The organism is Phyllobacterium sp. MT110, assembly GCF_058792715.1.
Window position 1 is genome coordinate 562502 of sequence record NZ_JBXAFE010000003.1, and the last position, 24969, is coordinate 587470.

24 protein-coding genes are annotated in these 24969 nt (G+C 59.6%); 14 read left to right on the forward strand and 10 right to left on the reverse strand.

Features of this window, described 5'->3' with window-relative positions; translation table 11 throughout:
* The first annotated feature begins 155 nt into the window (after window positions 1-155).
* The gene (locus tag AC1Q5O_RS17715; protein ID WP_223614884.1) at window positions 156-545 is read left to right on the forward strand and encodes a nuclear transport factor 2 family protein; all 390 of its coding nucleotides are present in this window, start codon (window positions 156-158) and stop codon (window positions 543-545) included.
* Between the two features lie 33 nt (window positions 546-578).
* Here the strand turns inward: AC1Q5O_RS17715 and AC1Q5O_RS17720 are convergent, their stop codons facing one another.
* On the reverse strand, window positions 579-1619 hold the full coding sequence (locus tag AC1Q5O_RS17720) for a dipeptidase (RefSeq protein ID WP_492564700.1): 1041 nt from the start codon (window positions 1617-1619) through the stop codon (window positions 579-581).
* On the opposite strand from AC1Q5O_RS17720, the gene AC1Q5O_RS17725 reads away from it, so the two are divergent.
* From AC1Q5O_RS17725 to AC1Q5O_RS17760, 8 genes are all read left to right on the forward strand, one after another.
* On the forward strand, window positions 1618-1860 hold the full coding sequence (locus tag AC1Q5O_RS17725) for a hypothetical protein (protein WP_492564701.1): 243 nt from the start codon (window positions 1618-1620) through the stop codon (window positions 1858-1860). The genes AC1Q5O_RS17720 and AC1Q5O_RS17725 overlap by 2 nt on opposite strands.
* 94 nt (window positions 1861-1954) lie before the next feature.
* Window positions 1955-3553: an ABC transporter substrate-binding protein gene (locus AC1Q5O_RS17730; protein ID WP_492564800.1), complete on the forward strand. Its 1599-nt coding sequence runs from the start codon at window positions 1955-1957 to the stop codon at window positions 3551-3553.
* On the forward strand, window positions 3550-4563 hold the full coding sequence (locus AC1Q5O_RS17735) for an ABC transporter permease (protein WP_105733501.1): 1014 nt from the start codon (window positions 3550-3552) through the stop codon (window positions 4561-4563). Before AC1Q5O_RS17730 ends, AC1Q5O_RS17735 begins: the two co-directional genes overlap by 4 nt.
* On the forward strand, window positions 4560-5462 hold the full coding sequence (locus AC1Q5O_RS17740; RefSeq protein WP_223614888.1) for an ABC transporter permease: 903 nt from the start codon (window positions 4560-4562) through the stop codon (window positions 5460-5462). Before AC1Q5O_RS17735 ends, AC1Q5O_RS17740 begins: the two co-directional genes overlap by 4 nt.
* 8 nt (window positions 5463-5470) lie before the next feature.
* Window positions 5471-6301 (forward strand): ABC transporter ATP-binding protein, encoded by an 831-nt coding sequence (locus tag AC1Q5O_RS17745; RefSeq protein ID WP_223614889.1) that lies wholly within the window; start codon window positions 5471-5473, stop codon window positions 6299-6301.
* Window positions 6298-7038: an ABC transporter ATP-binding protein gene (locus AC1Q5O_RS17750; RefSeq protein WP_223614890.1), complete on the forward strand. Its 741-nt coding sequence runs from the start codon at window positions 6298-6300 to the stop codon at window positions 7036-7038. Before AC1Q5O_RS17745 ends, AC1Q5O_RS17750 begins: the two co-directional genes overlap by 4 nt.
* 11 nt (window positions 7039-7049) lie before the next feature.
* Window positions 7050-8564 carry a serine hydrolase domain-containing protein gene (locus AC1Q5O_RS17755; RefSeq protein ID WP_492564706.1) on the forward strand — a complete coding sequence of 505 codons (1515 nt, stop codon included), beginning with the start codon at window positions 7050-7052 and terminating at the stop codon, window positions 8562-8564.
* A 91-nt stretch (window positions 8565-8655) separates the two neighbouring features.
* Window positions 8656-9564, forward strand: coding sequence for a LysR family transcriptional regulator (locus AC1Q5O_RS17760; protein ID WP_492564708.1), 909 nt, complete (start codon window positions 8656-8658; stop codon window positions 9562-9564).
* A 54-nt stretch (window positions 9565-9618) separates the two neighbouring features.
* On the opposite strand, the gene AC1Q5O_RS17765 is transcribed toward AC1Q5O_RS17760, so the two are convergent.
* The 3 genes from AC1Q5O_RS17765 to AC1Q5O_RS17775 form a co-directional block, all read right to left on the reverse strand.
* The gene (locus AC1Q5O_RS17765; protein WP_492564710.1) at window positions 9619-10488 is read right to left on the reverse strand and encodes a D-amino-acid transaminase; all 870 of its coding nucleotides are present in this window, start codon (window positions 10486-10488) and stop codon (window positions 9619-9621) included.
* A gap of 40 nt (window positions 10489-10528) precedes the next feature.
* Window positions 10529-11599 (reverse strand): DmpA family aminopeptidase, encoded by a 1071-nt coding sequence (locus AC1Q5O_RS17770; RefSeq protein WP_492564711.1) that lies wholly within the window; start codon window positions 11597-11599, stop codon window positions 10529-10531.
* 116 nt (window positions 11600-11715) lie between these two features.
* On the reverse strand, window positions 11716-12951 hold the full coding sequence (locus AC1Q5O_RS17775; RefSeq protein WP_492564713.1) for an MFS transporter: 1236 nt from the start codon (window positions 12949-12951) through the stop codon (window positions 11716-11718).
* 103 nt (window positions 12952-13054) lie between these two features.
* Between AC1Q5O_RS17775 and AC1Q5O_RS17780 the strand changes: the two genes are divergently transcribed.
* On the forward strand, window positions 13055-13948 hold the full coding sequence (locus AC1Q5O_RS17780) for a LysR family transcriptional regulator (RefSeq protein WP_492564716.1): 894 nt from the start codon (window positions 13055-13057) through the stop codon (window positions 13946-13948).
* A gap of 112 nt (window positions 13949-14060) precedes the next feature.
* On the opposite strand, the gene AC1Q5O_RS17785 is transcribed toward AC1Q5O_RS17780, so the two are convergent.
* From AC1Q5O_RS17785 to AC1Q5O_RS17800, 4 genes are all read right to left on the reverse strand, one after another.
* Window positions 14061-14381, reverse strand: a complete 321-nt coding sequence (locus AC1Q5O_RS17785) for a DUF982 domain-containing protein (protein WP_492564717.1) — start codon at window positions 14379-14381, stop codon at window positions 14061-14063.
* A gap of 41 nt (window positions 14382-14422) precedes the next feature.
* Entirely contained in the window at window positions 14423-15091 is a 669-nt protein-coding gene (locus AC1Q5O_RS17790; protein ID WP_492564719.1) for a helix-hairpin-helix domain-containing protein, read from the reverse strand.
* Window positions 15092-15354: 263 nt separating this feature from the next.
* Window positions 15355-16680 carry a GGDEF domain-containing protein gene (locus tag AC1Q5O_RS17795; RefSeq protein ID WP_492564720.1) on the reverse strand — a complete coding sequence of 442 codons (1326 nt, stop codon included), beginning with the start codon at window positions 16678-16680 and terminating at the stop codon, window positions 15355-15357.
* Between the two features lie 46 nt (window positions 16681-16726).
* Complete coding sequence (locus tag AC1Q5O_RS17800; RefSeq protein WP_492564722.1) at window positions 16727-17488, reverse strand: transporter substrate-binding domain-containing protein; 762 nt, start codon at window positions 17486-17488, stop codon at window positions 16727-16729.
* 272 nt (window positions 17489-17760) lie between these two features.
* Here AC1Q5O_RS17800 and AC1Q5O_RS17805 point away from each other — a divergent pair, with 272 nt between their 5' ends.
* The 4 genes from AC1Q5O_RS17805 to AC1Q5O_RS17820 all read left to right on the forward strand — a co-directional run bounded on the left by AC1Q5O_RS17805 (window position 17761) and on the right by AC1Q5O_RS17820 (window position 22849).
* Complete coding sequence (locus AC1Q5O_RS17805; protein ID WP_492564724.1) at window positions 17761-19851, forward strand: putative bifunctional diguanylate cyclase/phosphodiesterase; 2091 nt, start codon at window positions 17761-17763, stop codon at window positions 19849-19851.
* A gap of 163 nt (window positions 19852-20014) precedes the next feature.
* Window positions 20015-21031, forward strand: a complete 1017-nt coding sequence (locus tag AC1Q5O_RS17810; protein WP_223614898.1) for an ABC transporter substrate-binding protein — start codon at window positions 20015-20017, stop codon at window positions 21029-21031.
* A gap of 103 nt (window positions 21032-21134) precedes the next feature.
* Entirely contained in the window at window positions 21135-21953 is an 819-nt protein-coding gene (locus tag AC1Q5O_RS17815) for an ABC transporter ATP-binding protein (protein ID WP_223614899.1), read from the forward strand.
* 17 nt (window positions 21954-21970) lie between these two features.
* Entirely contained in the window at window positions 21971-22849 is an 879-nt protein-coding gene (locus AC1Q5O_RS17820; protein WP_346305088.1) for an ABC transporter permease, read from the forward strand.
* A gap of 16 nt (window positions 22850-22865) precedes the next feature.
* Here AC1Q5O_RS17820 and AC1Q5O_RS17825 read toward each other — a convergent pair whose 3' ends face one another.
* Together AC1Q5O_RS17825 and AC1Q5O_RS17830 are read right to left on the reverse strand one after the other, a co-directional pair.
* Entirely contained in the window at window positions 22866-24308 is a 1443-nt protein-coding gene (locus AC1Q5O_RS17825) for a sensor histidine kinase (protein ID WP_492564727.1), read from the reverse strand.
* A complete protein-coding gene (locus tag AC1Q5O_RS17830) occupies window positions 24298-24966 on the reverse strand; it encodes a response regulator (protein WP_105733521.1) in 669 nt (222 codons plus the stop codon). The genes AC1Q5O_RS17825 and AC1Q5O_RS17830 overlap by 11 nt, the downstream gene beginning before the upstream one ends.
* Window positions 24967-24969: the final 3 nt, after the last annotated feature.

Below are 24969 nucleotides of genomic sequence, written 5' to 3' on the forward strand. Positions count from 1 at the left end.
TCAAAGTGGAGCGACGGCGCAACTTGTTCCGGAGAAAATTAGAGGTTATTGCCTTGTTCAGATATGACGGATAGCCTTTATGCGTGTTTGCGGTCGATGCCCACGCCCTCCGGTGGTTTCGGCCGATACGGAATAAAAGGGGAGGAGATGATGAGATGACCACTGCATTCGATACAGCCGATGAAGCCGCCATTCAGCAGTGCGAAGAACGCCTGAGGTCTGCGATGCTGCGCAGCGACGTTGAAGCGCTCGATGTGTTGCTGGCCAACGATCTCATTTTCATCGATCATCAGGGACGCCGGATTGAAAAGGCGCAGGACCTTGAAGCGCATCGCAGCGGTGTCCTGGCGCTCGAACAGATCGACGTCCTCGACAGCATCATCCGGCCGCTCGGCAATGCAGTCCTGGTTTCGTTGCGGGTCAGGTTTACCGGAACCTATTACGGCGAAAAGTTTTCTGAAAAACTGGCCTTTACCCGTGTCTGGAGCCGCACGGCGGATGACTGGGCCGTTACCCTGGCCCATTGCTCCAGAATCACCATGTAAACAAAAGCAGAGAACCGACCGGCGAAACTCCGGTCAGTTTGTCCACGTGCGTTCGAGAACGCTTATCCAGTTGCCGTGGCAGATCTTGTCGAGCGCCTCCCCATCATAACCCGCCTGGCGCAGGGCATCGACCAGCAATTGCAGGTCGCCGGCATCGCGCATGGCGGCTGGAATGGTTGTGCCGTCGAAGTCCGATCCAAGCGCAACGTGATCGATCCCGATGCGATCGACGATGTAATCGACATGCCGCACCAGCTCACTCAGATCCGTGTCGGGATTTCTCACGCCGTCCTGACGCAGGAACAGGACGCCGAAGTTCAGGCCGACCAGTCCGCCTGTATCGCGGATCGCGTCAAGCTGGCGGTCCGTCAGATTGCGGCTGTGCGTGCACAGCGCATGCGCATTGGAATGCGAGGCCACGAGCGGCGCGTCCGATATGGCCGCAATATCCCAGAAGCCCTGTTCGTTCATGTGGGAGAGATCAACCATGATCCGCAGCTCATTGCAGGCGCGGATCAGCTGTTTGCCGTGATCGGTCAGGCCCAGCCCGATATCCGGGGAACTGGGAAAGCGGAAGGGTACGCCGTGGGCAAAGATATTGCTGCGGCTCCACACCGGTCCGAGCGTGCGCAACCCTGCCTGGTGCAGGACGTAGAGTGCATCGAGGTCAGGCCCGATGGCTTCCGCGCCTTCGATATGGAGCACCGAGGCAAACGCCCCGTCTTTCATTGCATTGCGGATGTCATCCGCCGTCCGGCAGATGCGCAGGCGGCCTTCCGCCTGCCGTTCGATCCGTGTCAGAAGCGCGGCCATGGCCAGGGTGGTGTTGAGCGCACTTTCCATGTCCGGCGTGTTGTAATCGCCATTGGTATTCTTCTGCGGCGATGGCGTCGGAACGTAAATCGCGCACAGTCCACCCGCCAGTCCGCCCTTTTTCGCGCGCGGCAGGTCGATATGACCCACATTTTCCCCCTCGATGAAGCGCTTCTCCGGCGACGGTTCGGTCGACATCCAGAGGCGAAGCAGGACATCGTTGTGCCCGTCGAAAACCGGGACGATTGAATGGCTGGTCATGGGTCAGGAAACCTTGGTGCGTTTTGCGGTGGCGGGAGCCGAGTCCCGAAGCTGTCACCAGCTTTGGCGCGAATACCGGCAAATGGCAAATGCGTTTTCGGTCGCTGCCCATGCGCGCAACGCATCGGCACGCCTGTTCCGTACCTCTGTTCCTGCCGCATGCACAGTGTGCATAGGTACTGCCAAAATCGGCATTGGCCGCCCGTTCGACCAGCATGATAGAGCCTGCTTAAAAAATTGACACGCAAGAAATTTGGGCGGCGAGCCAGTCAGACGATGTCTGCGGCGGGGCGGCGTCCGGGAACAAAAGAACCATGAGCAAAGGGGCACGCACCATGATCTCAAGACGCAATCTGTTGATTGGCGGCGCAGCGATACCGTTTCTATCCTATGTCAATCTGACCCAGGCATTTGCCGATACGCCGAAGGACATCCTCGTTGTCGCGCAGCAGATCGACAACATGACAAGCCTCGATCCGCATGAAAGCTTTGAGGCGGTCGGCAGCGAGATTGCCGGCAATATCTATCATAAGCTGGTGCATCCCAATCTCGAAAATGCCGATCAGGTCGATGGCGGCCTGGCCGAATCATGGGAAGCCGATGCCGACGGCAAGGTGTTCACGTTCAAGATGCGCGCGGGTGCAAAGTTTGCCAGCGGTGCGCTGGTGACGGCCGAAGATGCGGCATTTTCCCTGCAGCGCGCCGTCAAGATGAACAAGGGACCCGCGTTCATCATCACGCAGTTCGGCTTTACCGCCGAGAATGTCGAGCAGCAGATCAAGGCTGTTGACGACAAGACATTGAAGATCACCGTTGAAAAGCCGGTTTCCCTGTCCTTCCTGCTCTATTGCCTGTCCGCCAATGTCGGCAGCATCGTCGAGAAGAAGATTGTCCTGGAAAACGTGGCGGGCGACGATTTCGGCAATGGCTGGCTGCAGAAGAACAGCGCCGGTTCCGGCGAGTGGGTGCTCATGGCCTGGAAGCCCAGCGAAAGCGTCACGCTCAAGGTCAACCCCGAGGGTGCCTATAAGGGCAACATCAAGCGCATCATCCTGCGCCATGTGGTCGATCCGTCATCCCAGCTGCTGATGCTGCAGAAGGGCGACGCCGATATCGCGCGCAACCTGACGACCGAGCAGCTGCGCACGCTTCAGGGCGACGAGAACTACACGCTTGTGCAGAAGGGCGTGGCTTCGCTGGTTCTCATCTCGCTCAACCAGAAGAACCCGAATCTGGCCAAGCCGCAGGTCTGGCAGGCGGTCAAGTGGGCGATCGACTACAAGGGCATCCAGCAGAACATCGTGCCGCTGACGCACAAAATCCATCAGAGCTTCCTGCCCGAGGGCTTTCCCGGCGCGGTGAACGACACTCCCTTCCAGAAGGACGTCGAAAAGGCCAAGGCACTCATGGCCGAGGCAGGCCTTGCCGGCGGTTTCGATATCGTCATGGACCATTATTCGGCCCAGCCCTATCCGGATATTGCGCAGGCTCTTCAGGCGAACCTTGCCGAAATCGGCATCCGCGTTCAGCTGCAGGCGGCCGAAAACCGCCAGGTTCTGACGAAAATGCGTGCCCGTGAACATCAGATGGCGCTGTCCGCCTGGGGTTCGGACTATTTCGATCCGCATGCCAATGCCGATGTCTTCAACATCAATCTCGACAACTCGGACAATGCAAAGACCAAGCCGTTCCTCTGGCGCTCGTCCTGGCAGGATGCGGAAATGACCAAAAAGGCCGAGGAAGCCCGCGACGAGAAGGATCCGCAGAAGCGCATCGAGCTCTACGAAGCCTTGCAGAAGGCGCATATGGAGCACAGCCCCTTTGCCCTGATGCTGCAGACAAAAACCACGGCTGCCTGCCGCAAGGCTGTTTCGGGCATGCGCCTTGGCACCTTGTCTGACTCCCACTCCTATGCAGGGATCGCAAAGGCTTGAACGCGCGGATAAAAAATCTGTCCAGCCTTCTCGGCAGTGTCTTCCTGACACTGCTCGGGCTGACGGTGATCACGTTCATGATCGGCCGCGTCATGCCGGTCGATCCCGTGATCGCCGCCGTTGGCGACAATGCGCCCGAGGCCGTCATCGCCCGGGCGCGGATCGAAATGGGACTGGATCAGCCGGTGGTGATCCAGTTCCTCCACTATCTCGCGCAGATCGTTCAGGGTGATCTCGGCAAATCCATCCTGACCCGCAATCCCGTCGCAACCGATATCGCGCGTTATTTCCCGGCCACGCTGGAACTGGCAACAGCGGCGCTCATTCTTGCCGCCGTGATCGGCATCCCGCTTGGCGTCTGGGCCGCGGTCCGGCAGGGAAGCTATGTCGACCAGACCATCCGCGTCGTCTGCCTCGCCGGCCATTCCGTTCCGGTTTTCGTGCTGGCGATGATTTCGCTGCTGGTGTTTTACGCCGTACTCGGCATTGCGCCGGGGCCGGGGCGTCAGGACATCATTTTTCAGGATATGGTGCCGCACGTCACCGGCATCCTGACGATCGACTCCATCATTGCCGGGGATTGGGATGCGCTTTATGACGCGCTCATCCACATGATCCAGCCCGTCTGCATCCTCGCTTATTTCAGCATGGCCTACATCACGCGCATGACCCGCGCCTTCATGCTGGATGCGCTCAAGGGCGAGTTTGTCATTACCGCGCGGGCCAAGGGGCTTTCTGCCGCCGCCGTTGTCTGGAAACATGCCTTTCCGACCGTCGCGGTTCAGCTCGTCACGGTTCTCGCGCTCACCTATGCCGGTTTGCTGGAAGGGGCGGTCGTGACGGAAACGGTGTTCAGCTGGCCGGGCCTTGGACAATATCTGACCATCTCGCTGATGAATGCGGACATGAACCCGGTTGTGGGCGCAACGCTGCTGATCGGCCTGATCTATGTCGTTCTCAACCTGCTCGCCGATATCTTATACAAACTGCTGGATCCACGCGTCCGATGATACAGACATCTTTTCGTAACTGGGCGCTGGATGAAACCCCCGCCTCGCGCTCGCAAGCCAATTGGGGACGCCGGTACCGTATCTGGCTGAGCCTGAAGTCCAATCCTCTGGCGATGATCGGCCTCGGCATCATCCTTCTGTTTGCCCTGCTGTCACTGCTGGCACCCTTGATCGCGCCCTATGATCCGAGCCTGCAAAATCTCGGCAACAGATTGGCGCGTCCCTCCGCTGTGCATTGGTTCGGAACGGATGAACTGGGGCGGGATATCCTGTCGCGCATCCTGTTCGGCGGCCGCGTCACCCTCGGAATGGTGGTGTCGGTGGTTGCCGTCGTTGCGCCGATTGGTCTGGCTGTGGGTTGTGTTGCCGGATATATGGGCGGGGTGGTCGATTCCGCTCTCATGCGGATCACCGACGTGTTTCTGGCGTTTCCGCGTCTCATTCTTGCTCTCGCCTTCGTCGCTGCGCTGAAGCCCGGCGTGGAGAGTGCAATCCTTGCGATCGCCTTGACCGCATGGCCGCCTTATGCGCGCCTCGCCCGGGCGGAAACCATGACGATCCGCAACACCGATTATGTCGCCGCGTACCGCCTGACCGGCGCATCGCGCTGGCGCATCATGCTGCGCCATATCGCGCCGCTGTGCGTGCCGAGCCTGATCGTGCGCACCACGCTCGACATGAGTTCGATCATCATCACTGCGGCCAGTCTCGGTTTTCTCGGCATGGGCGCGCAGGCGCCGTCCCCGGAATGGGGCGCGATGATTGCCACGGCCAAACGCTTCATCTTCGAACAGTGGTGGGTTGCGACAATCCCGGGAATAGCGATCTTCATGGTATCGCTCGCCTTCAACTTCCTGGGTGATGGCCTGCGTGACGTCCTCGACCCGAAGCAGAATTAGGAAACAGGATGCTGGTCGATATCAAGAACCTTCGTATTGCCTTTGAAACACGAACAAGCCGGTTCGAGGCCGTGCGCGGCGTATCCATGCAGCTGGGTACCGAAAAACTCGGCATCGTCGGCGAAAGCGGTTCGGGCAAGTCCCTGACGGCGCGCGCCCTGATGAAGCTTCTGCCAAGCAATGCCAAGATTGAAGCCGACAGGCTTGCATTCGATGGCATCGATATTCTCGGTGCTTCGGAGCGCGGCATGCGCCAGATCCGCGGAAAGCGCGCCGGGTTCATTCTGCAGGACCCGAAATATTCGCTCAATCCGGTGAAGACGGTTGGCAGCCAGATCGCCGAATCATGGCGCACCCACAAGAAGGGCAGCCGGAAAGAAGCGGCGGAAGCTGCCATTGAACTGCTGGATCAGGTGATGATCCGCGACCCACGCAAGGTGGCGGGTGCTTACCCCAACGAGATTTCGGGCGGCATGGGACAGCGTGTCATGATCGCCATGATGCTGGCGCCCGATCCGGAACTGCTGATCGCCGATGAACCGACCAGCGCGCTCGATGCAACGGTGCAGGCGGAAATCCTGCGTCTCATCGACGATCTGGTGTCGCGCCGGGGCATGGGCCTCATCCTGATCAGCCATGACCTGCCGCTGGTCTCGCATTTCTGCGACAGGGTTGCCGTCATGTATTCCGGCCGGGTTGTGGAAGAGCTCAAGGCTTCCGAGCTCGCCAAGGCACAGCATCCCTACACGAAGGGCCTGCTGAATTGCATGCCGTCGCTGATGCACCCCAAGGAAAGACTTCCCGTTCTCACTCGCGATGCAGCGTGGCTCAACCCATGATCAAGGTCGATCAACTCAGAATCTCATTCGGCACGCATGAAGTTGTCCGCGGCGTTTCCTTTGATGTTGCCAAGGGCGGCAGCTTCGGCATCGTCGGCGAAAGCGGATCGGGCAAATCAACGGTTTTGCGCGCGATGGCCGGTCTCAATGAAGATTGGAGCGGGCGCATCGCCTTCGACGGCACGGATGCGCCGCTGAAGCGTCCGCCGGCCTTTTTCCGGCAGGTGCAGATGGTGTTCCAGGATCCGTTCGGTTCGCTGCACCCGCGCCAGACCATCGACCGGATTCTCAGTGAACTCCTCCTGGTGCACAAGCTGCCGGACGTCGAAAAACGCATCAAGCAGGCACTTTCGGACGTTGCCTTGCCGCAGACCGTGCGCTTTCGCTATCCGCACCAGCTTTCCGGCGGCCAGCGCCAGCGTGTTGCCATTGCCCGCGCACTGATTGCCGAACCGCAGGTCCTGCTGCTGGACGAGCCGACCAGCGCGCTTGACGTGTCGGTGCAGGCGGAGATTCTCAACCTCTTGGCCGATCTCAGGCAGGCACGGAATTTGACCTATGTCCTCGTCAGTCACAATCTGGCGGTCATCGCGCATCTGTGTCCGCAGCTTGGCGTCATGCTGAACGGCGAGATGGTCGAGCAATTGAGCGCCGACGATCTGCGGGCAGGACGCACGAAACACGCGCATACGTCGGCGCTTCGCACGTTGAGCATCAATCTCGAAGAACCGGCATAACGGAGGACAGGATGTCCGTCAGTTTGAATTGGGTGGCCGCTGCAGCCTGTGCCGAAAACTTTGCAAGTGAATGGCCGGCCAACGAGCCGGGCGGGGCCATCATCGGTTTCGATAGGCAAGGCATCCGCTTCGCCTACGCCGGAGGTTTGGAAAGCCTTGCGACAGGCACGGCGTTTTCAGCTGACAGCGTGGTGCGCTACGCCTCGGTGACCAAACATGTTTTTTCGGCAATGGTGCTGCAAAACGCTGGTCTTATCGCGCTGGATGATCGCCTCGGTGACCATCTTGCGGAGCTGCAGCCGCCGCTCGCCGACGTAACCGTTGGCCGTGCCCTCGACATGAGCGGCGGTTTGCCGGATGTGCGCGAATGCCTGACGCTTCTCGGGCTGTCCGTTTATACGGAAACACAGAAACAGCCGCTCCTGGATTTTCTCAGCTCGTTGACACGGCTGAACTTCGATGCCGGCACGGACGTTTCGTACTCCAATACCGGTTATCGTCTGGTCGAGGCGGCTCTCGAACGCAAGGGAAAGACCTTCGACGCTTTTGTCCAGAATGAGATTGCCGGTCCGCTCGGTATCTTCCTCAATGCACCGGAAGTGTGGAACGATCCGGTTTCCGGTCTCGTGCCGGGCTACTTCAAGGACGATGAAGCGTGGCAGCTCAGTGCTGCCGGCCTGCATATCTCCGCTTCCGGCAGTCTGACGGGGAGCGGCAACAGCCTTGCCGTATGGCTGCAGCACTTGCTTGCGGACGGTGATCGCCATGCGGGCCTGCTCGCGGCACTTTCCGCCACCCGCTGCATGGGCGATGGCCGCCCATCCAGCTACGGACTTGGTCTGCGCTGGTCGGAGCTGGCCGGGCGCCGCTTCGTCGGCCATGGCGGATCGCACCCCGGCTACAAATCCTATTTCCTCCTTGATCCGGAAGCCGGTGCCGGGTTTGTCGTTGTGTCCAATCGCGACGATACCAACGGCTACAAGATTGCCCTGGCCGCGATGGGTGCCCTCACGGGACTGCCGCTGCCGCAGACAAACTGCACCATTCCCGACGGTCTCTACGTCACGGAAACCGGTCCCTACTGGATTGAAATGGCGGGCGGCATTGCCACCTATCTCGACGCCGAGGACACGCTCTATGATGATGGCGACGGCTGGTTTTCATCGCGATCCGCTTCATCGCCGATGCGGTTGCGCTGGACCGGCACGGCTCTGGAAGGCGAGGCGGGTTATATCAACCGGCGATTCCTGCCGGTAAAGCCGGGACTGGCATCCGCAGATCTCAACGGCCATTGGGTCGCCGCTGAATATGGCGCGCGTTTCGATATATGCGATGGCATGGTAAGCATGGGGATCGGCCCGACGCGCCATACCATGCCATTGGTTCCCCTGGGCAATGGCCGTTTCCTCTTCACTCTCATCGATGGACCCTGGCGCAAGCGCATCTGCCTGCATTGTCTTGCCGACGGAAAAGTCGAGCTGGTTCTCAGCCGCAGCCGCATGATGGAATATACGCTGGCACGCTGATTTTGATTTGAAATCCGCATCGCTTTCCGTAATACGGGAAGGCGCCCGCCCACCGCGGGTGCCTTTTTGTTGTGAAGCAGGAACCGTCCCATTGGAAATCAAGTGGCTCGAAGACTTTCTCGCGCTGGCGAATACGCTGAATTTTTCGAAAGCTGCCGATGAGAGACATGTCACGCAGTCCGCTTTCAGCCGGCGTATCAAGCAGTTGGAAGCCTGGCTCGGAACAACCCTTATAGACCGGGCGACCTATCCGTCCCGCTTGACCGATGCGGGAGACAAGTTTGTGCCCGTCGCGCAGGAGGCGTTGAAGACGCTTCATCAGGCCCGGCGTAAATTCAAGGTGGACGAGGGGATCGATGCGCACACGATTACCTTCACGGCGCTGCACACCCTGTCATTCACCCTTTTCCCGGAATGGTTGAAGGCACTGAACACGAAAACCGGACCGGTGCTATCCCGGTTGCGCCCGGACTCCGGCATCATGGAACAGAACGCCAATTCCCTGGTGGATGGCGAATGTGATTTCCTTTTGACCTACGCCCATGCGTCGGTGCCGTTGCTGCTCGATCCGCTGGAATTCGAGTATCAGCTGCTCGGTTCGGAAAATATCATTCCGGTGTCGGCACCCGGCGCCGATGGAGATCCGTTGCACGCGCTCGGCCGCGAGGGGAAACCGGTCGCCTATATCAGCTATGAAAAGGCTTCGTTTTTCGGCCAGCTGATGGCCGACCTCTTTGCCAGGCGGCAGCCGGACTACACGCTTGTGCATGAGGGCAGCATGGCCGTTGGACTGACGGGCATGGCGCTGGCCGGCTGGGGTGTCGCCTGGGCACCGGAGAGCCTGACGCGAGCCGATCTCGCGCAGGGCGCGCTGGTCCGCGCTGCCGATCCAAGCTGGGATATCAGCGTCGACATCCGGCTTTACCGGTCCAGGCAAAACCGGCGGCCCGTGGTTCGCCGCGTCTGGCAAGCCATCGCCGAAATGACGTCATCGCACTGATGCCGTCCGATCTGCCTTGCCGCATAGGAAAGGCAGATCCGCGGTGCCGAGGGGTCAGACCGCCGTCTTGTAAGCGTGCTCGATATACAGTTCACGCAATCGCCGCATGACGGGGCCGGGTGTACCGTTGCCAACGGGCAGGCCGTCGATCGTCGTGACCGGCAGGACAAAGTTGGATGCGCTGCTCATGCCCGCCTCGGTGGCGGCAAGAGCCTCGGCGAGGCTGAACGGGCGCTCCTCGATACGCATGCCGGTTTCCTGTGCCAGCTGCAGAAGAGCGAGACGCGTGCATCCGGGCAGCGTCTTGCTGCTGTTGGCGCGGGTGACGATCGAGCCTTCCGGTGTCACGATATAGGCCGTCGAGGATGCGCCTTCGGTGACCAGGCCGTCTTCGATCATCCATGCTTCCTGGCAGCCCGCTTCCCTGGCGATACGCTTGGCCAGGACCTGCGGCAACAGGCAGGTGCTCTTGATGTCCCGGCGCGCCCAGCGCATGTCGTCGACGGATTTGATGGCGAGCCCCGTATTCACGGCCGGCAAATCGATCAGCTTCTTGACCTGGGTGAACATGATAAGGGTCGGTTCGAGGTCATCGGAAAACAGAAAGTCCCGTTCCTCGGCACCGCGCGTCATCTGCAGATAGATCAATCCCTCGACGAGCGCATTCCGCTCGATCAGGGTCTTTTGAATCTGCTCGATCTCCTCGGGGGAGACCGCCATCCGGATGCCGATCTCATTCGTTGACCGTTGCAGCCGCGTGGTGTGAGGCTTGCTGTCGACCAGTTTGCCGCCAAGAACGGCAGTGACTTCATAAATCCCGTCGCCGAAAAGAAAGCCGCGATCAAAGATGGAAATGCGTGCTTCCGCAGCGGGAACGAACGCGCCGTTGACGTAGGCGATGCGGCTGTCGGCCGTGTGTTTCATGGGAACTCCTTGGTATGAAATGGGTGCGCCGGCCGGAAAATCACCGGCGGGCGAGGCGCTTCAATGTCTCGAGCGAGATGGCCTCGACCCGGTTGGGGCTCGATGTGCCGGCGTTGAAGCCTTCGGTGGTTTGCGCCATGCACAGGGAATTGAGGATGCTTTCTTCCGTTGCTTCGATGGCTGCCTCGAACAGCGGCGACACAAGCTCATTCGGCAGATCCGGGATTGCCGTGACTTTCTTGCGCTGCTTTTTCGTGCGGCGAACCTCGGTTGCGGTGGAAAAGGCCAGGGCGTAGTCGCCCGAACCATTGCTCAGCGCCGCACCGGTTCGGGCGAGGCCGCCAAAAGCGCGCGTGGCCAGACGCTTCAGATTGCGGTCCGACAGGGGCGCGTCGGTGGCCACGATGATGACGATGGAGCCGTCCCGGTCTTCGCTTGCCGAACTGGCATAGGGTTGGCCATCGATGCGCAGATGCCCGCCGTAATTGGACTGGACGAGAATGCCGACGGTATAATCCTTGCCGCCTGTGCTGACGCGTCTGGAACTGGTGCCGATGCCGCCTTTCAGCCCGAAGGCCACCGTTCCCGTGCCTGCGCCGACGCTGCCTTCCGCGACAGGGCCGTCGGTGGCCGCTGCAAGCGCCTCGCCCATCTCCTCAATGCTGGGGCGCCCGCTGCGGATGTCATGGAGACGGGAATCATTGGTTTCGCCGACCACAGCGTTGATGGAGACCAGCTGGCCATTGTTCGGCTGCGACAGGGTCCAGCGGTTGATGGCTTCAATGGCCCTGCCGGTTGCCAATGTGTTTGTCAGAAGGATCGGCGTTTCCATCTCGCCCAGCTCTTCGATCTGGGTCGACCCGGCGAACTTTCCGTAACCGTTGAGTACGGCAATCGCGGCCGGTATCTTGTCCTGGAACAAGTTGCCGCCATGCGGCAGGACCGCGGTGGCGCCGGTGCGGATGGTTTCGCCTTCGACAATCGTCACGTGCCCCACACGCACGCCAGCCACATCGGTGATCGCGTTGAGCGGACCGGGCGGATAGTGGCCGGGAACAATGCCGATATCCCGCGCTCTCGATCGTTGTGTATTGCCGTTGGCCTGTGCCATCCCGTGCGCTCCCTTATGGCGTTTTCATAGCGCTCTTCCGCACGGGATGGCATCGCAAATGTGGAATAGTTCTATGTCGAATGCGCAATAGGCACGGTACGGGCCGGCATTTTGTCCTATGGTCTTCCGGTTCGGACGTGGCTGATGTCCAGGATCAAGGCACAGATGCCGAGGACCGCACCGATCGCGCAGATGAGACCCCAGCCGCCCGAAATCCACGCAATGCCGGCAAGTGCCGATCCCATCGCGCCGCCGATGAAAAACTGGCCGACGAAAAGACCGTTCAACCGGCTGCCTGCCTCCGGCCGCAACAGGTTGATTTCCCGCCGCCCAAGCGTCTGGTCGCCGGTCACACCCACATCCAATAGGACGGCGCTGAGGCCGAGCAGCGTGAGCAAGGTGAAGGGAGACGCCGCATCGGAACAGCCAGCTATGGCAGCCAGACCGAATGCCAGAACGATGAGGATGTGGCAGGCGAGCGTCGCCGTCATCGTCCAGCCGCGGTCGCCTATCCGGCCAAAGATCGGGGTAACCACGGCGCCTCCGGCACCGACGAGAGCAAAGAGCGCGATGCCGGCTTGCCCAAGAGCAAAGGGAGGCATTGCCAGCCGCAGCGCGATTGCCGTCCAGAACAGACTGAATACCGCCATCGCAAGGCTGGCGGACAGTGCGCGGCGGCGCAAAACGGGCTCCTCGCGAAAGAGGCTCCAGAGCGATCCGATCAACTGCGGATAGGTCTGTTGCGATTGCGGTTTGCGCGTGGGAAGGCGATAGGCGAGCACGCTCCCCAGGATGAACATGGCCAAGGCGCTCGACCAGTAGAAGGTACGCCAGCCAAGCACATCGGCGAGGGCGCTTGCTATCGGTCTCGACAGCAGGATGCCGATCATCAACCCGCTCATGACGTCGCCGATCGCCTTCCCCCTGTGTTCCGGGGATACCATGGCCGCGGCGACCGGAACCAGTATCTGGATCGCCGAACAGGCCGCGCCGAGCACAAGCAGCGCGATAATGAGGGAGACCGCGCCGGGCGCAAGTGCGGTGCAGACGGCGACCGCAACGGCGATGGCGAGCATCCGCAGAACCAGCCGGCGATTTTCCAGCATATCGGCGAGGGGGACGAGCAGGAAGAGCCCGGCTGAATAGCCGATGAGCGTTGCCGTTGAAATGAGACCATTCATCGACGGCGTCAGATGCAATTCGGACCCGATGATGCCGACCAGTGTTTGCGACGCAAACAGGTTGGTGACGATGACGCCGACCGCGGAGCCGAAGAGGATGGTGAGAGAGGCCGGCAGGGACGATTCTGCGCTGTCTGGCGCGCAGTGCGCAGCTTGGATCGGGTGGGACATTCCAGCTCCATGAATGGGTGTAGATGGTGTTCGACCAGACTTTATGGACTGTTCTTGTTATGATACAATTGAATACTAAGTATAATGATTATGCGAGATTCGTATGAACATCCCAGATATTCAGGCCTTCGTTGCGGTGGTTGAAACGGGGTCCATCGTTGCCGCCTCGACACGGCTGAACCTGACGCAGCCTGCCGTCACGCGGCGGGTGCAGAACCTGGAAAGTGCCGTCGGCAAGACACTGCTTGACCGGCACTCCAAGCCGCTTAAGCCTACAACGGCCGGGCGATCCGCCTATGAACACGGCCGGCGGGTCCTGCATTCCATCGAGAACATGAAAGCCGAGGTTTCACCCGAAGGCGAGTTGTCGGGGGAGTTTCGCCTCGGCGTCATGCCCTATCTGTCCAATGCAGCGCTCAGCCTGCCGATTGACCGGCTTCGCGCGGAGTTTCCGCGGCTGTCATTGAAGGTCGGTTCGGGCTGGTCGCCGCGTCTGATCGAACAGGTGCAGCGCAATGAGATCGACGCTGCCGCCATCTGTCTGGCTGAAGGCATCAAGCCGCCGGATGATCTTGTCAGCCAGAGTTTCGGTTTGCAGAATGTGCTTCTCGTGGCAGCGCCCAGCCTGGGTATCCCATCTCCCGCGACATTGCTCGATCTGTCCCGTCATCCCTGGGTCATGAACGAAAGCGGTTGCGGTTATCGCACCTTCATGCGGGAAACGTTTGATGCTGCCCGCCTGCCATTCGATATAGCGGTGGAAACCATCAGTTCCGATTTGCGCCTGTCACTGGTGGCACGCGGAATGGGCATTGGCATTATCACGCCGTCGGCGCTGATCGAAAGCCAGTGGCGTGATGCAGTTGCCGTCATCGAGACCGTCGACTTCCACCCCAGGGTGGAAGTCTGGCTGCTGTATCGCCCGCCCGCTGGACGGCTGGCGGACCCGATCGCACGATTTGGTCAAGCTTTGTCCGAAGCACTTAATCCAGTTTAGCGGTTCAAAGGAAAACATGCAGCTGCAAGAATAACTTGCAGCTGATACCTCACTCGATCTCTGTCACCGCCGCGCGGACAGCTCACGGCCATATAGGCCCGGGTGAGACGGTTTAATGCTGAGGTTTGACCTCAAGGAAAATGCCGGCCTCGCGTGCCGCATCAACAAAGGCACGCCGGGCCTTGTGGGCGGGTTTCCACCCGTCAAGGGCGTCCATACAGGATTGGAGTGCCTTCCGGTATTTGGGGCCGTGATTGCGCGGCCAGTGGATTTTGAGACATTCTACGGCCTCCCATGTGCTGTAGATCATCCTCTGTCCCGCAATGCCCAATCGTACTGCAACGGGGACAGAAAAACGTTTTTCACTCATCTCTTCCTCTTTTCCATCGCATGATTCCAACATCTCGATGATCGCAGAATTTTGGGGCAGCAATGAGTCATCCCTGCCGCAACCGGCATTCCGGCATGCTTGCGTCAGAGCGATGTGGGGACATCGCCATGATCCACCCTGCGTGAGAATTCCGTTTCCAGGCCCTGTGCAAGCCGTGCCGCCTGACCGATCCAGTCTTCCCGTTCAATGCGTCCGGGAAAGGCGAGGTAGCTGCCGACCCATTCCGCATTCTGATGGTTCCACGCCGCGATCTGGCTGAACGTCCAGATGCCGAGCTCGTTGAGTTTGATCTCGTTGGTGTGGCCGACGCCCGCTATCCGTTTCAGATTGTCGGGGGTTGCAACCCTGTCGATTGACGGCGGGCGCTGTCCGGGATGACCGTCGCTGGCCAGAGCCGTTGCGGTCGGCGCGGCGGCAACCGGTGCCGCTGGCGCCATGGCGGGTTGCTGTTGGACAGCCGGTTCGGCGGCGCGCAGACTTGCCAGCCAGCTGCCGGCGAAATAACCGACGACATAGCTGCCGACAAGCAGCAGTGCCGCTTCCAGATACTGCCCGGCAAGGCCCGGCAGCCATTTCAGCACCGCGACGACGAGGCCGACGACGAAGAGCAGACAAAGCAGTTTAAGCGAGCCCGGCCAGGAAGCCGGCCGCCATGCCTGGACCGATCGCTGGAAGGTCATGAAACCCACTGCAATACCCAGAAGAAGCGCAATCAACATCCAAGGCCAATACGTCGAAAGTAGATAGGTCATTGCCGTTCTCTCCTATTTGACAGAGAATTCAATCGGGCGATCAAGCGCCTTGCCTATATCAGTATCGTTCGATGCAATCGGATATGGGGAACCGAGGTCGACGGCAGTCAGCCGCGCATTGTCCCCGGATGAATAAAACCTTAAGTTGCAGGGACAACCTATACGTTTCCGCGCCTTCTTTCTAGTGACGCAATTTGTCCGGATTCTTCCCGATTGATCCACACAGCGTCAGAACGGCGGGCGTTGGCTGCCCGGTTACCGGCTCAAGCGACGATTGGCACGGCAATGTCGTGTCCGGCGATTGCCTTGACGTTGTTCCGGCCGCTGTGTTTTGCCCGGTACAGCGCTTTGTCGGCATTTTCCAGGATCTGTTCCGAACTGTCGAAAACGCCGCTTCGCATCGAGGCGACGCCAAGACTGGCGGTCATTCTTATGATGTCGTCCTGCGGGGCCTTGATGCGCAGGCCGCTGATGGCGGTCCTGATCGCCTCTGCCACGGCGACACCGTCTTCCAGACTGCAGGCGGGAAGAACAAGGGCAAATTCTTCGCCGCCGTACCGTGCGATATGGCATGTCCGGTCCGAGCAGACGCCGCTGAGGACGCTGGCGGCGGCTTTGAGACACGTATCACCGGCCTGATGGCCATAGCGGTCATTGATGGACTTGAAGTGATCGAGATCGACCATGACGATGGCCAGATCATCGCCCCGCTCGACGGACGTGTTGAACGCCTCAACCAGCTTTCGCTCAAAACTGCGCCTGTTGGCGAGCCGGGTCAGGCCATCCTCTTCGGACAGCGTGTGCAGAATGGTGTTGGTCTCCAACAGGTCGCGTGACACCCGGCCATAGGCCTGAATGGCATCGAAAATGGTTGAAAGCTCCCGGAACAGGGGATGGCGGAATTTGACGTCGCCCGCTTCCTGCCGGTCAATCGACCCGAGATAGTTGATCGCCGTATGGATGGGGGCAATGATGTGGCGGGCCACAACGAACAGCGCGCCGATGGCGATTGCCACCGGGAGTATCAGGATGACGATCCATGCCAGCTGGATCATCCTGGCGGTCTTCTGAATGTCGCCCGACATCGCATAGGCGAGCGCCGCGGCGTCCGTCGTCAGGTCCTGTGTCAGGCTGTCCGTCAGATGCATGGCCGATTGATAGGCTTCGAGCGCCTGCTTATCCAGCTGTGCGGCGGAAATCCCTTCGGTTTTCGTTTGGGCCAGTGTCTCGCTTCGCCTGATCTGTTCCCGCTTGGCAATGATGCGCTTTACCTGTTCGGCGACTTCCAGCACCTTGTCGGCCAGTTGCGCATTGTTATCCAGGGTGAAGCTTCGGGCGAGGACATGGGTCTGCAGCTGCACCTGCCGTTCCAGTTCGCGATCCCGGGCGAGATAGGCGGAGCGGACAAGCGACGCCAGCCGTTCGATCTTCAGGGCATTGCGGTTCTGGGCCAGGACGAGCGGCAGCTGGTTTTCCTGCGCGTAATCGGCGTTGCTTTCGATCTTTTGCAGCAGGAAGAATGAATAGCCGGCCGCCGCAACGGCATAGACGAGGACAAGCGCAATCAGGAGCTGACCTGCAGCCCGCATCGAAATTTGCATTCCCTGAAAAGGATTACGCATGTCGTGTAACGGCCTAATAGATGCTGAAGGGAAAGTAGTTGTTGTTGATCCGGTCATAGGTTCCGTTCAGCCGGATCTGGCTCAACGCCTCGTTGACCTGCTGGATAAGCTCGGCATTGCCCTTCGAGGCCGTCACATGCGATGTGCTGCGCAGGAGATCACTGGTGAGCGGATCGCCGACATAGTCGAACCTGGAGTTTTCGGGTGACTGCAGAAAGGCAAGCAGTTCTATCGAGTCCGCCAGCATCAGCTCGACACTGCCGGAGGTCAGCAGTTTCTGAGCTGAGGGCTGATCCGCGGCCAGAATGATCGTGCTTTCGGGGTAGACTTTCTTGAGATATTCCGCCTGCATCGTATCCTTGCCCGCGCCGATTTTGATGCCCTTCAAGGCAGCGGGGGAAATGTCGTGGAATTTCTGCGGATCGCCGGCAAAAGCCGAATGGGAACGGTAATAGGGCGTGGAAAATTCCATGCGCTTCGCGCGTTCATCGGTCAGCGACATGCTGGCAACCACGAGATCGTATTCGTGCTGTTCAAGCCGCGTGATGATCTCCACCCACGGCACCGTGACGATTGAGCAGTTTGCGTCCATCTCCTTGCAGAGGGCATGGGCGATTTCGACGTCGAAACCGGTCAGCTTGCCGGAGGCATCGATGAAATTGAAGGGAGGGTAGGCGCCCTCGGTCGCTATTCTCAATGTCTGCTTTTCCGCCGAAGCCATACCGCCGAGCGAAACCAAAGCTGCAATTGCAAGAGCCAATACCGATTTCATCATGTGTGCCCCAAATAGCATTTTGAACCATTTGGTTGCCTCGAAATGAATAAAGTGTAACCGGCGCCCCGCGATGTCGCGACATGATTTATTTTGATTGAACAGCTCAAGTTCAAATTTAGAAAAACCGGCTTCGGCGGGACGTTTGTGTGCCACCCATTGGGCGAGCTGGAAATCAACCCAATAATAACCTGATCCGTTAATTCAACATCAAGTGTTTGTCCGTAGTGGAAGACCACGGGAGGATGCAAACAGGGACAGAGAGAACCGTAATCATGATGTTGGTGATGGCGTGTATCGGCGGAAAACACAACATTTGGCTTGTTCTCCTTGCGGCTTTCGTTTGCGTATCGGGTTCATGGGCGATCTTCCGCCTGTTTCAGCGGGCGGCGAATACAACGGGCCCGGAAAAAATCGGATGGCACTTCCTGACGGCAACGGCAGCGGGATCGGCAATCTGGTGTACCCACTTCATCGCCATGCTGGCCTATGATCCGGGAGCGCCCGTCGCCTTCGATGCCGTCCTGACCATCGTTTCGCTTCTGGTCGCAATCGGCGGGGCGCTGGTAAGCTTCGTCATAGCCACGAGCGGATCGGGCCGGCTGCCTTCCATCGTCGGCGGTTCGCTGTTGGGTGTATCCATCGCAGCCATGCATTATACCGGCATGTTCGCCTATCGCGTCCAGGGTATCGTCGATTGGGACATGACCTATCTGATGGCCTCGATTGTTCTGTCGGTCGTCCTTTCAGCGGTTTCACTGCACCTTGCCGTCAATGGCAAATTCAACAGGCGGTTGGCCGCTGCGTCCGGCGTGCTGGCGCTTGCCATTGTCAGCCTGCATTTTACCGGCATGACGGCGTTCAAAATTACCCCGTTGTCGACGGCGGGTGCGTTCACCGATCACGCGGCCCTGCAGGCCATGGCCCTGGCAATTGCGCTGGTGGGCATGATTGTCGTGGGTACGGGGCTCGTCAGTTACCTCATCGATGACCGCACACGGGCGGATTCGTATCAGCGGCTGCGCCAGATGGCGATGAACGACAGTCTGACGGGCCTTCCCAACCGCGCCAGCTTCAATGACCGCCTCGACCGGGAAATCCGCGCCGCCGGCAATACCGGAAACCGGATTGCGCTGATCTGCATCGATCTCGACCGCTTCAAGGAAATCAACGATGTCCGTGGGCATAGTTCCGGCGATGAGGTTCTGCGCACACTGGCGCTGCGCATGAGCGATCTGTTGCACGACGGGGAATTTGTCGCCCGGCTGGGCGGGGATGAATTTGCCGCCATTCATCACGCGCACAGCGGAGAAGCGCTGAACGGGTTTCTCGCCCGCATTGAATCAGCGATGTTCAAGCCCATCCGCATTGGCGATTTTGACGTGAACCCTGGAGCGAGCATCGGCGTCGCACTCTATCCCGAGGATGCCGATACCAAGGAAATGCTGATCAACAATGCCGACCTTGCCATGTATCGTGCCAAGGCCGACCGGACCACGGCAGTCTGCTTCTACGAACAGGGAATGGACGAAACGGTCCGGGCCCGCCGGACGTTGGCGGGAGAGCTGCGCGAGGCGCTCGACAACAATGAACTCGACCTGCACTATCAGGTGCAGACCGCGGTTTCGACCGGCGAAGTTCGCGGCTATGAAGTCCTGCTGCGCTGGAAGCATCCGAAGCACGGTTTCATCCCGCCGTCAGAATTCATCCCGCTTGCGGAGGAAACCGGGCTGATCCTGCAACTGGGCGAATGGGTTCTGCGCACGGCCTGTGCCGCCGCCACATCCTGGACGCCCGCATACAAGATTGCGGTCAATCTGTCGCCCGTTCAGCTTTCCCATGCGGACCTGCCGAAGCTGATCCATGAAATCCTGCTGGAAACCCAGCTGCCCGCCAGCCGCCTCGAGCTCGAACTCACGGAATCGACGATCATCGCCGATAAGGTCCGGACCCTGCATATCCTGCGCCAGATCAAACAGCTGGGTGTCACCATCGCCCTCGATGATTTCGGAACGGGATATTCGTCGCTTGAAACCCTGCGGTCGTTTCCCTTCGATACGATCAAGCTGGACCGTTCCTTCATGAGCGAAGTCGAGACGAGCCCGCAGGCAAAGGCCATTATTCGCGCGGTTCTTGCGCTGGGCAAGAGCCTCAGCATCCCGGTTCTGGCCGAGGGTATTGAAACGCAGAGCCAGCTGTCGCTTCTGGATGCGGAGGGGTGCGATGCGGCGCAAGGCTTTTATCTGGGCAGGCCCGCCCCGCTGGACCAGATCATGATCAGCGGCCAGATCAGCAGGATTGAAGACGGTATTGCAGCGGAAATGCCACTGCCGCAACCAACCACCATTCTGGCATTGTCGGCCTAGAATTCCGCCGTTCCACGGGGGCATCGCAGAACAGAAAAACGGCTTTTCACCGCTGAAAGCTAACTGAAAGGTTGCGTCATCTATAGTACCCCTGCATCCATAAGAACACACCCACGGTGTGACAAAGAATTGAGGGTGCGGGAAACAAATCGAGGACGGAACAATGGCACTTTCACGCTCTTTTTTTCACACGGCTTCTTTTGCCGTTTTGATGGCCGCCAGCACATTCGGTGCCGGATCCGCCGCTCATGCCGACGACAAGATCACCATCATGGTGGGCGGCTATGAAAAGCACATTTACTTGCCTGCAAAGCTTGCCGAAGCGCTCGGCTATTTCAAGGACGAAGGCCTGGATGTTGAATTGCTCAACGAACCGGCCGGTGTCGATGCCGAAAACCAGCTGCTGGCAGGCGCCGTCCAGGGCGTTGTCGGTTTCTACGATCACTGCATTGACCTGCAGGCCAAGGGCAAGCTTGTTGAATCGATCGTTCAGTTCAGCCAGGCGCCGGGCGAAGTCGAACTGGTTTCGACGAAACATCCCGAGATCAAGTCTGCGGCTGACTTCAAGGGCATGAGCCTCGGCGTCACCGGGCTTGGCTCCTCCACCAATTTCCTCACGCAGTATCTGGCGTTCAAGAGCGGCTTGCAGCCCGGAGAGTTTACATCCGTGCCTGTCGGCGCCGGAGCGACATTCATTGCCGCCATGCAGCAGGACAAGATCCAGGCCGGCATGACAACCGAGCCGACCATCTCGCGCATGCTCAAGACCAAGGAAGCAAGCGTCCTGATCGACATGCGCACGATTGAAAGCACGCGGGCCGCTCTCGGCGGAACCTATCCCGCCGCATCGCTCTATATGGAAACATCGTGGGTCGATGCACACAAGGAAACGACGCAGAAGCTGGCCAATGCCTTCGTCAAGACCTTGAAGTACATCAACACCCACAGCGCGGATGACATTGCCGACAAGATGCCGAAGGATTTCTACGTCGGCGACAAGGAAGGTTATGTAAAGGCGCTTGCCGACGGCAAGGGCATGTTCACCGCAGACGGCGTTATGCCGGCGGACGGTCCGCAGACCGTACTGAACGTTCTGTCGAGCTTTTCCAAGAACGTCAAAGGCAAGCAGATCGATCTTTCCAAGACCTTCACGTCTGAATTCGTGAAAGCTGCCAAATAACCTTTCCGAGCCTATCGCTTCCGGCCGCCAGCGGCTGGAAGCGATCCCTTGGTATCGGGCATTGCGTGCACGCCCGTTATTCAGCACGCCCCAGGTATTTGCCATGAAAGACAATGCATCCCAGACCCCTGCCATTGAATTGATCAATGTCAGCCGCCGCTTCGTTTCACCGACCGGCAAGTCGCTGACTGCCTTGCGCGATTTCAATATGGTGGTCGAACCCGGCGAGTTCGTCGCCGTTGTCGGACCGACAGGTTGCGGCAAGTCCACAACACTCAATCTCGTCACCGGACTTGCCCGGCCAAGCGCCGGCGAAGTGCGCCTCATGGGCGGCCCGGTCAACGGCATCGATCCAAGAGTCGGTTTCGTGTTTCAGACCGACGCCTTGTTCCCGTGGCGCAATGTCATTGACAATGTCATGGCCGGCCCGCTCTTCCGGGGAAAATCCCATGCGGAAGCCACCCGCAGCGCCAGAGACTGGCTCGCCCGTGTCGGGCTGTCCCGCTTCGAGCAGCATTATCCGCACCAGCTTTCGGGCGGCATGCGCAAGCGCGTGTCCCTGGCCCAGACTTTCATCAATGAGCCTGAAATTCTGTTGATGGACGAGCCGTTCTCCGCGCTGGACGTGCAGACCCGGACCGTGATGCACGAAGAGCTGTTGCGCCTGTGGGCGGAACGCAAGGCCTCGGTCATCTTTGTGACGCACGACCTTGAGGAGGCCGTCGCCCTCGCGGACAAGGTCTATGTGCTGACTGCCGGACCCGCAACGGTGAAATCCGTCTATCCCATCAATCTCCCGCGTCCGCGCGTGGTTGCTGACATTCGCTACGAGCCCCGTTTCATCGAATATTGCCGCACGATCTGGGAAGATCTGCGCGATGAAGTGGAAATGAGCTATCGCCGCGCCAGTCAGGCAGCCTGAAACGGAGGAATTTCATCATGACCGATACCCCATTGGAAAACATTGCTCCGATTTTCCGCGCCGGAACCTCCGACGCAGAGATAGAGGCTGCCGCTCTCAAGGCAATGCAACGCCGCAAACACGCTGTCTTGTTCTGGCGGCTTGTCATCCTGGTCGGCATTCTCGGCATCTGGGAACTTGCAGCCAACAGGCTTTGGATCGATCCGTTTTTCTATTCCAGCCCAAGCGGCATTGTCATGCGCCTGTATGAATGGATCACGGAGGGTACCGCTGAAGGGTCGCTCTGGTTCAATCTGTGGGTCACCATGGAAGAAGCATTGATCGGCTTTTTTGCAGGCTCCATTGCCGGCGTTCTGGTTGGCATCGGCCTTGGCCGCAACCAGTTCCTCTCCGACATTTTCTCGGTTTATATCAAGGCGATCAACTCGATCCCGCGCGTCGTTCTTGCCCCGATCTTCATCATGATCATGGGGCTGGGACTGGCATCCAAAGTGGCGCTGGCCTTCATCATGGTGTTCTTCGTGGTGTTCGCCAATGCATTTCAGGGCGTGCGCGAAGCCGACCGCAACATGATTGCCAATGCCCGTATTCTCGGGGCGTCCAATTGGCAGGTGACGCGCACGGTAATCGTACCATCGGCGATGAGCTGGATTTTCGCCAGCCTGCACGTCAGTTTCGGCTTTGCCATCATCGGCGCGATCGTTGGTGAATTTGTCGGTGCACGCTTTGGTATCGGTCAGTTGATCTCGATTGCCAAAGGCACATTCGATGCGGCCGGCATGTATGCCGCAATCATCCTGGTGATGCTTGTCACGCTGCTGGCGGAAATGATCATGACCATGATCGAAACCCGGCTGGCAAAGTGGCGCCCGCAACAGCACACCGACATGCAGTAATTCAGCATGCCAGCGATCAAGACAGGACCGGCTCGCTCCGGTCCTGTTTTATTGTTGGCAGCTTGATGTCCACAGTCAATCCTCCGCTCGGGGAGGTGCCCAAACTCACCGTACCGTCAGCGCCGTCGACGACTTCCTTGACGATGGCAAGGCCCAGCCCGCTACCCTCGGGCTGCACGTCCATGATGCGGTAGAACCGCTCGAAAACCTTTGCTCTTTCATCGTCGGGTATACCCGGCCCGTTGTCTTCGACACGAAGCTGCACCCATTCATCGCCTTTGGAAACGGAAACCGTGACGGTGCCGCCAACCGGCGTGTAGCGCAGCGCATTGTCGATGAGATTGACGATCATCTCGGACAGCATCGGGCCGTCGCCCTCGACGAAAGCCGGTTCGCTTGCCTCGAAACCGAGATCAATCTGGCGGCGCAAGGCCATTTCGGCATAGGTGTCGAGGACCTGCCGTGTTGCCGCGGTCATATCGACCCTGTCGCGCCGCGGCCTGCGGCTGCCCGGTTCGGCGCGCGACAATGTCAGCAGCTGACTGGCGAGGCGGGCGAGCTGCTTCGTGCTGGACCGGAGAGCCTGCAAGGCCTCGTTGCGGCGGTCGTTGTCCTGTTCCCGGGCGGCAAAGCTTGCCTGGGTCGCGACCAGGGTCAGGGGGGTGCGCAACTGGTGCGCCGCGTTGGAGACGAACCGCCTCTGTGCCGCCATCTGGCTTTGTACGCGCTCCATATAATCATTGAGGGCGTGGACCAGGGGACGCAGTTCGGTCTGCACGGTTTCGGGGGAAAACGGATCAAGCCGCTCCCGTCCCTGTTCGCGCACCGCATCGCGCAGGCGCAGGACGGGCGTGAGCCCGCGCTGCAGCCCCACAATGGCGACAAAACCGGCGACGAGAACCAGCAGTACCTGTTTGGTGAAATCCGACAGCCAGAGTCTTTGCCGCATTGCCCGTTCGCCATTCAGCGTCACCGCGACAGACACGGACACTTCGGCATCCCGCGCCAGGCCGATCACCGGGTGGTTCAATGTCAGCACGCGTACCGGAGAGTCTCTGAAAACCGCATCCTCGCCCACCTGTTCCTTCTTGGGTTCGGGCAGGTTGTCGAAGCCGGAGACCAGGGTTCCCCATGCCGTCAGCACCCGGTAAAAAACCCGGTCGCCATGGCCGATATCGAACATCTCGAGCGCAGCGGGCGGAATATCCACGGCAACCGTCCCGTTGGTGTCCACCGTCACGGCTTCGGCAATCACCCGGGCGGACGCCAGCAGCAGCTGATCGCTGACCAGATCGGCGGTGGCCTCGGCGGATTGAAAGCTGATGACGAGATTGACGCAGATCACGCCGATCAGCGGAAGAACGATCCAGAGCAGAAGCTGGACCCGCAGGCTCTCGCTCAACCGTTTCCACAAACGGCGGAATTTCGACTGCGTCTGGGGCTTGCCGTCATTCACCATGGCGCAAAAGATAGCCCATGCCGCGCAACGTCGCGATTTTCACCGAACTGCCTTCCAGCTTCTTGCGTACCCTGTGAACATAAATCTCTATGGCATTTGCATCGGCCAAATCATTGAAACCGAAGACACTTTCGCACAGGACGGTTTTGCTGACCGTCGTCCCCGCCTTGAAGATCAGGTGCTCCAGCACTGCATGCTCGCGCGGTGTCAGCGACATGAGCTTGCCCGACAGAAAGAACTGCCGCGTCCTGCCGTCGAACAGCAATTCACCCAGCTCGATCTCGGGATTGGCCCGGTTATGCCCGCGACGGAGCTGCGCCCGGATCCGCGCCTCCAGTTCGGCAATCTCGAATGGTTTGGCCAGATAGTCGTCGGCGCCTTCGTCGAGCCCTGCAACCCGGCCGCCAAGGCTTGCATTCGCAGTCAGTATGATGACCGGAACGGTACTGCCGCTCTTGCGCAGGCGTCGCAGCACGGTCATTCCGTCCATTTTGGGCAGCGACAGATCGAGAATGACAAGGGCATAGTCGGCGACCCGCAGCGCATGGTCGGCATCCTCGCCATTATAGACGGTGTCGACGGCATAATGGGCCTGCCGCAGCGCCTTATCGAGCCAGGATGCCAAATCACGATTGTCTTCAACGAGGAGTATGCGCATGCG

Excerpts from the sequence above, each read along its gene's own strand:
- AC1Q5O_RS17715 (WP_223614884.1), top strand. The coding sequence starts at position 156 with ATGACCACTGCATTCGATACAGCCGATGAAGCCGCCATTCAGCAGTGC.
- AC1Q5O_RS17725 (WP_492564701.1), top strand. The coding sequence starts at position 1,618 with ATGGGTCAGGAAACCTTGGTGCGTTTTGCGGTGGCGGGAGCCGAGTCC.
- AC1Q5O_RS17720 (WP_492564700.1), bottom strand. The coding sequence starts at position 1,619 with ATGACCAGCCATTCAATCGTCCCGGTTTTCGACGGGCACAACGATGTC.
- AC1Q5O_RS17730 (WP_492564800.1), top strand. The coding sequence starts at position 1,955 with ATGATCTCAAGACGCAATCTGTTGATTGGCGGCGCAGCGATACCGTTT.
- AC1Q5O_RS17740 (WP_223614888.1), top strand. The coding sequence starts at position 4,560 with ATGATACAGACATCTTTTCGTAACTGGGCGCTGGATGAAACCCCCGCC.
- AC1Q5O_RS17745 (WP_223614889.1), top strand. The coding sequence starts at position 5,471 with ATGCTGGTCGATATCAAGAACCTTCGTATTGCCTTTGAAACACGAACA.
- AC1Q5O_RS17750 (WP_223614890.1), top strand. The coding sequence starts at position 6,298 with ATGATCAAGGTCGATCAACTCAGAATCTCATTCGGCACGCATGAAGTT.
- AC1Q5O_RS17755 (WP_492564706.1), top strand. The coding sequence starts at position 7,050 with ATGTCCGTCAGTTTGAATTGGGTGGCCGCTGCAGCCTGTGCCGAAAAC.
- AC1Q5O_RS17765 (WP_492564710.1), bottom strand. The coding sequence starts at position 10,488 with ATGAAACACACGGCCGACAGCCGCATCGCCTACGTCAACGGCGCGTTC.
- AC1Q5O_RS17770 (WP_492564711.1), bottom strand. The coding sequence starts at position 11,599 with ATGGCACAGGCCAACGGCAATACACAACGATCGAGAGCGCGGGATATC.
- AC1Q5O_RS17775 (WP_492564713.1), bottom strand. The coding sequence starts at position 12,951 with ATGTCCCACCCGATCCAAGCTGCGCACTGCGCGCCAGACAGCGCAGAA.
- AC1Q5O_RS17780 (WP_492564716.1), top strand. The coding sequence starts at position 13,055 with ATGAACATCCCAGATATTCAGGCCTTCGTTGCGGTGGTTGAAACGGGG.
- AC1Q5O_RS17790 (WP_492564719.1), bottom strand. The coding sequence starts at position 15,091 with ATGACCTATCTACTTTCGACGTATTGGCCTTGGATGTTGATTGCGCTT.
- AC1Q5O_RS17795 (WP_492564720.1), bottom strand. The coding sequence starts at position 16,680 with ATGCGGGCTGCAGGTCAGCTCCTGATTGCGCTTGTCCTCGTCTATGCC.
- AC1Q5O_RS17800 (WP_492564722.1), bottom strand. The coding sequence starts at position 17,488 with ATGATGAAATCGGTATTGGCTCTTGCAATTGCAGCTTTGGTTTCGCTC.
- AC1Q5O_RS17805 (WP_492564724.1), top strand. The coding sequence starts at position 17,761 with ATGATGTTGGTGATGGCGTGTATCGGCGGAAAACACAACATTTGGCTT.
- AC1Q5O_RS17810 (WP_223614898.1), top strand. The coding sequence starts at position 20,015 with ATGGCACTTTCACGCTCTTTTTTTCACACGGCTTCTTTTGCCGTTTTG.
- AC1Q5O_RS17815 (WP_223614899.1), top strand. The coding sequence starts at position 21,135 with ATGAAAGACAATGCATCCCAGACCCCTGCCATTGAATTGATCAATGTC.
- AC1Q5O_RS17820 (WP_346305088.1), top strand. The coding sequence starts at position 21,971 with ATGACCGATACCCCATTGGAAAACATTGCTCCGATTTTCCGCGCCGGA.
- AC1Q5O_RS17825 (WP_492564727.1), bottom strand. The coding sequence starts at position 24,308 with ATGGTGAATGACGGCAAGCCCCAGACGCAGTCGAAATTCCGCCGTTTG.
- AC1Q5O_RS17830 (WP_105733521.1), bottom strand. The coding sequence starts at position 24,966 with ATGCGCATACTCCTCGTTGAAGACAATCGTGATTTGGCATCCTGGCTC.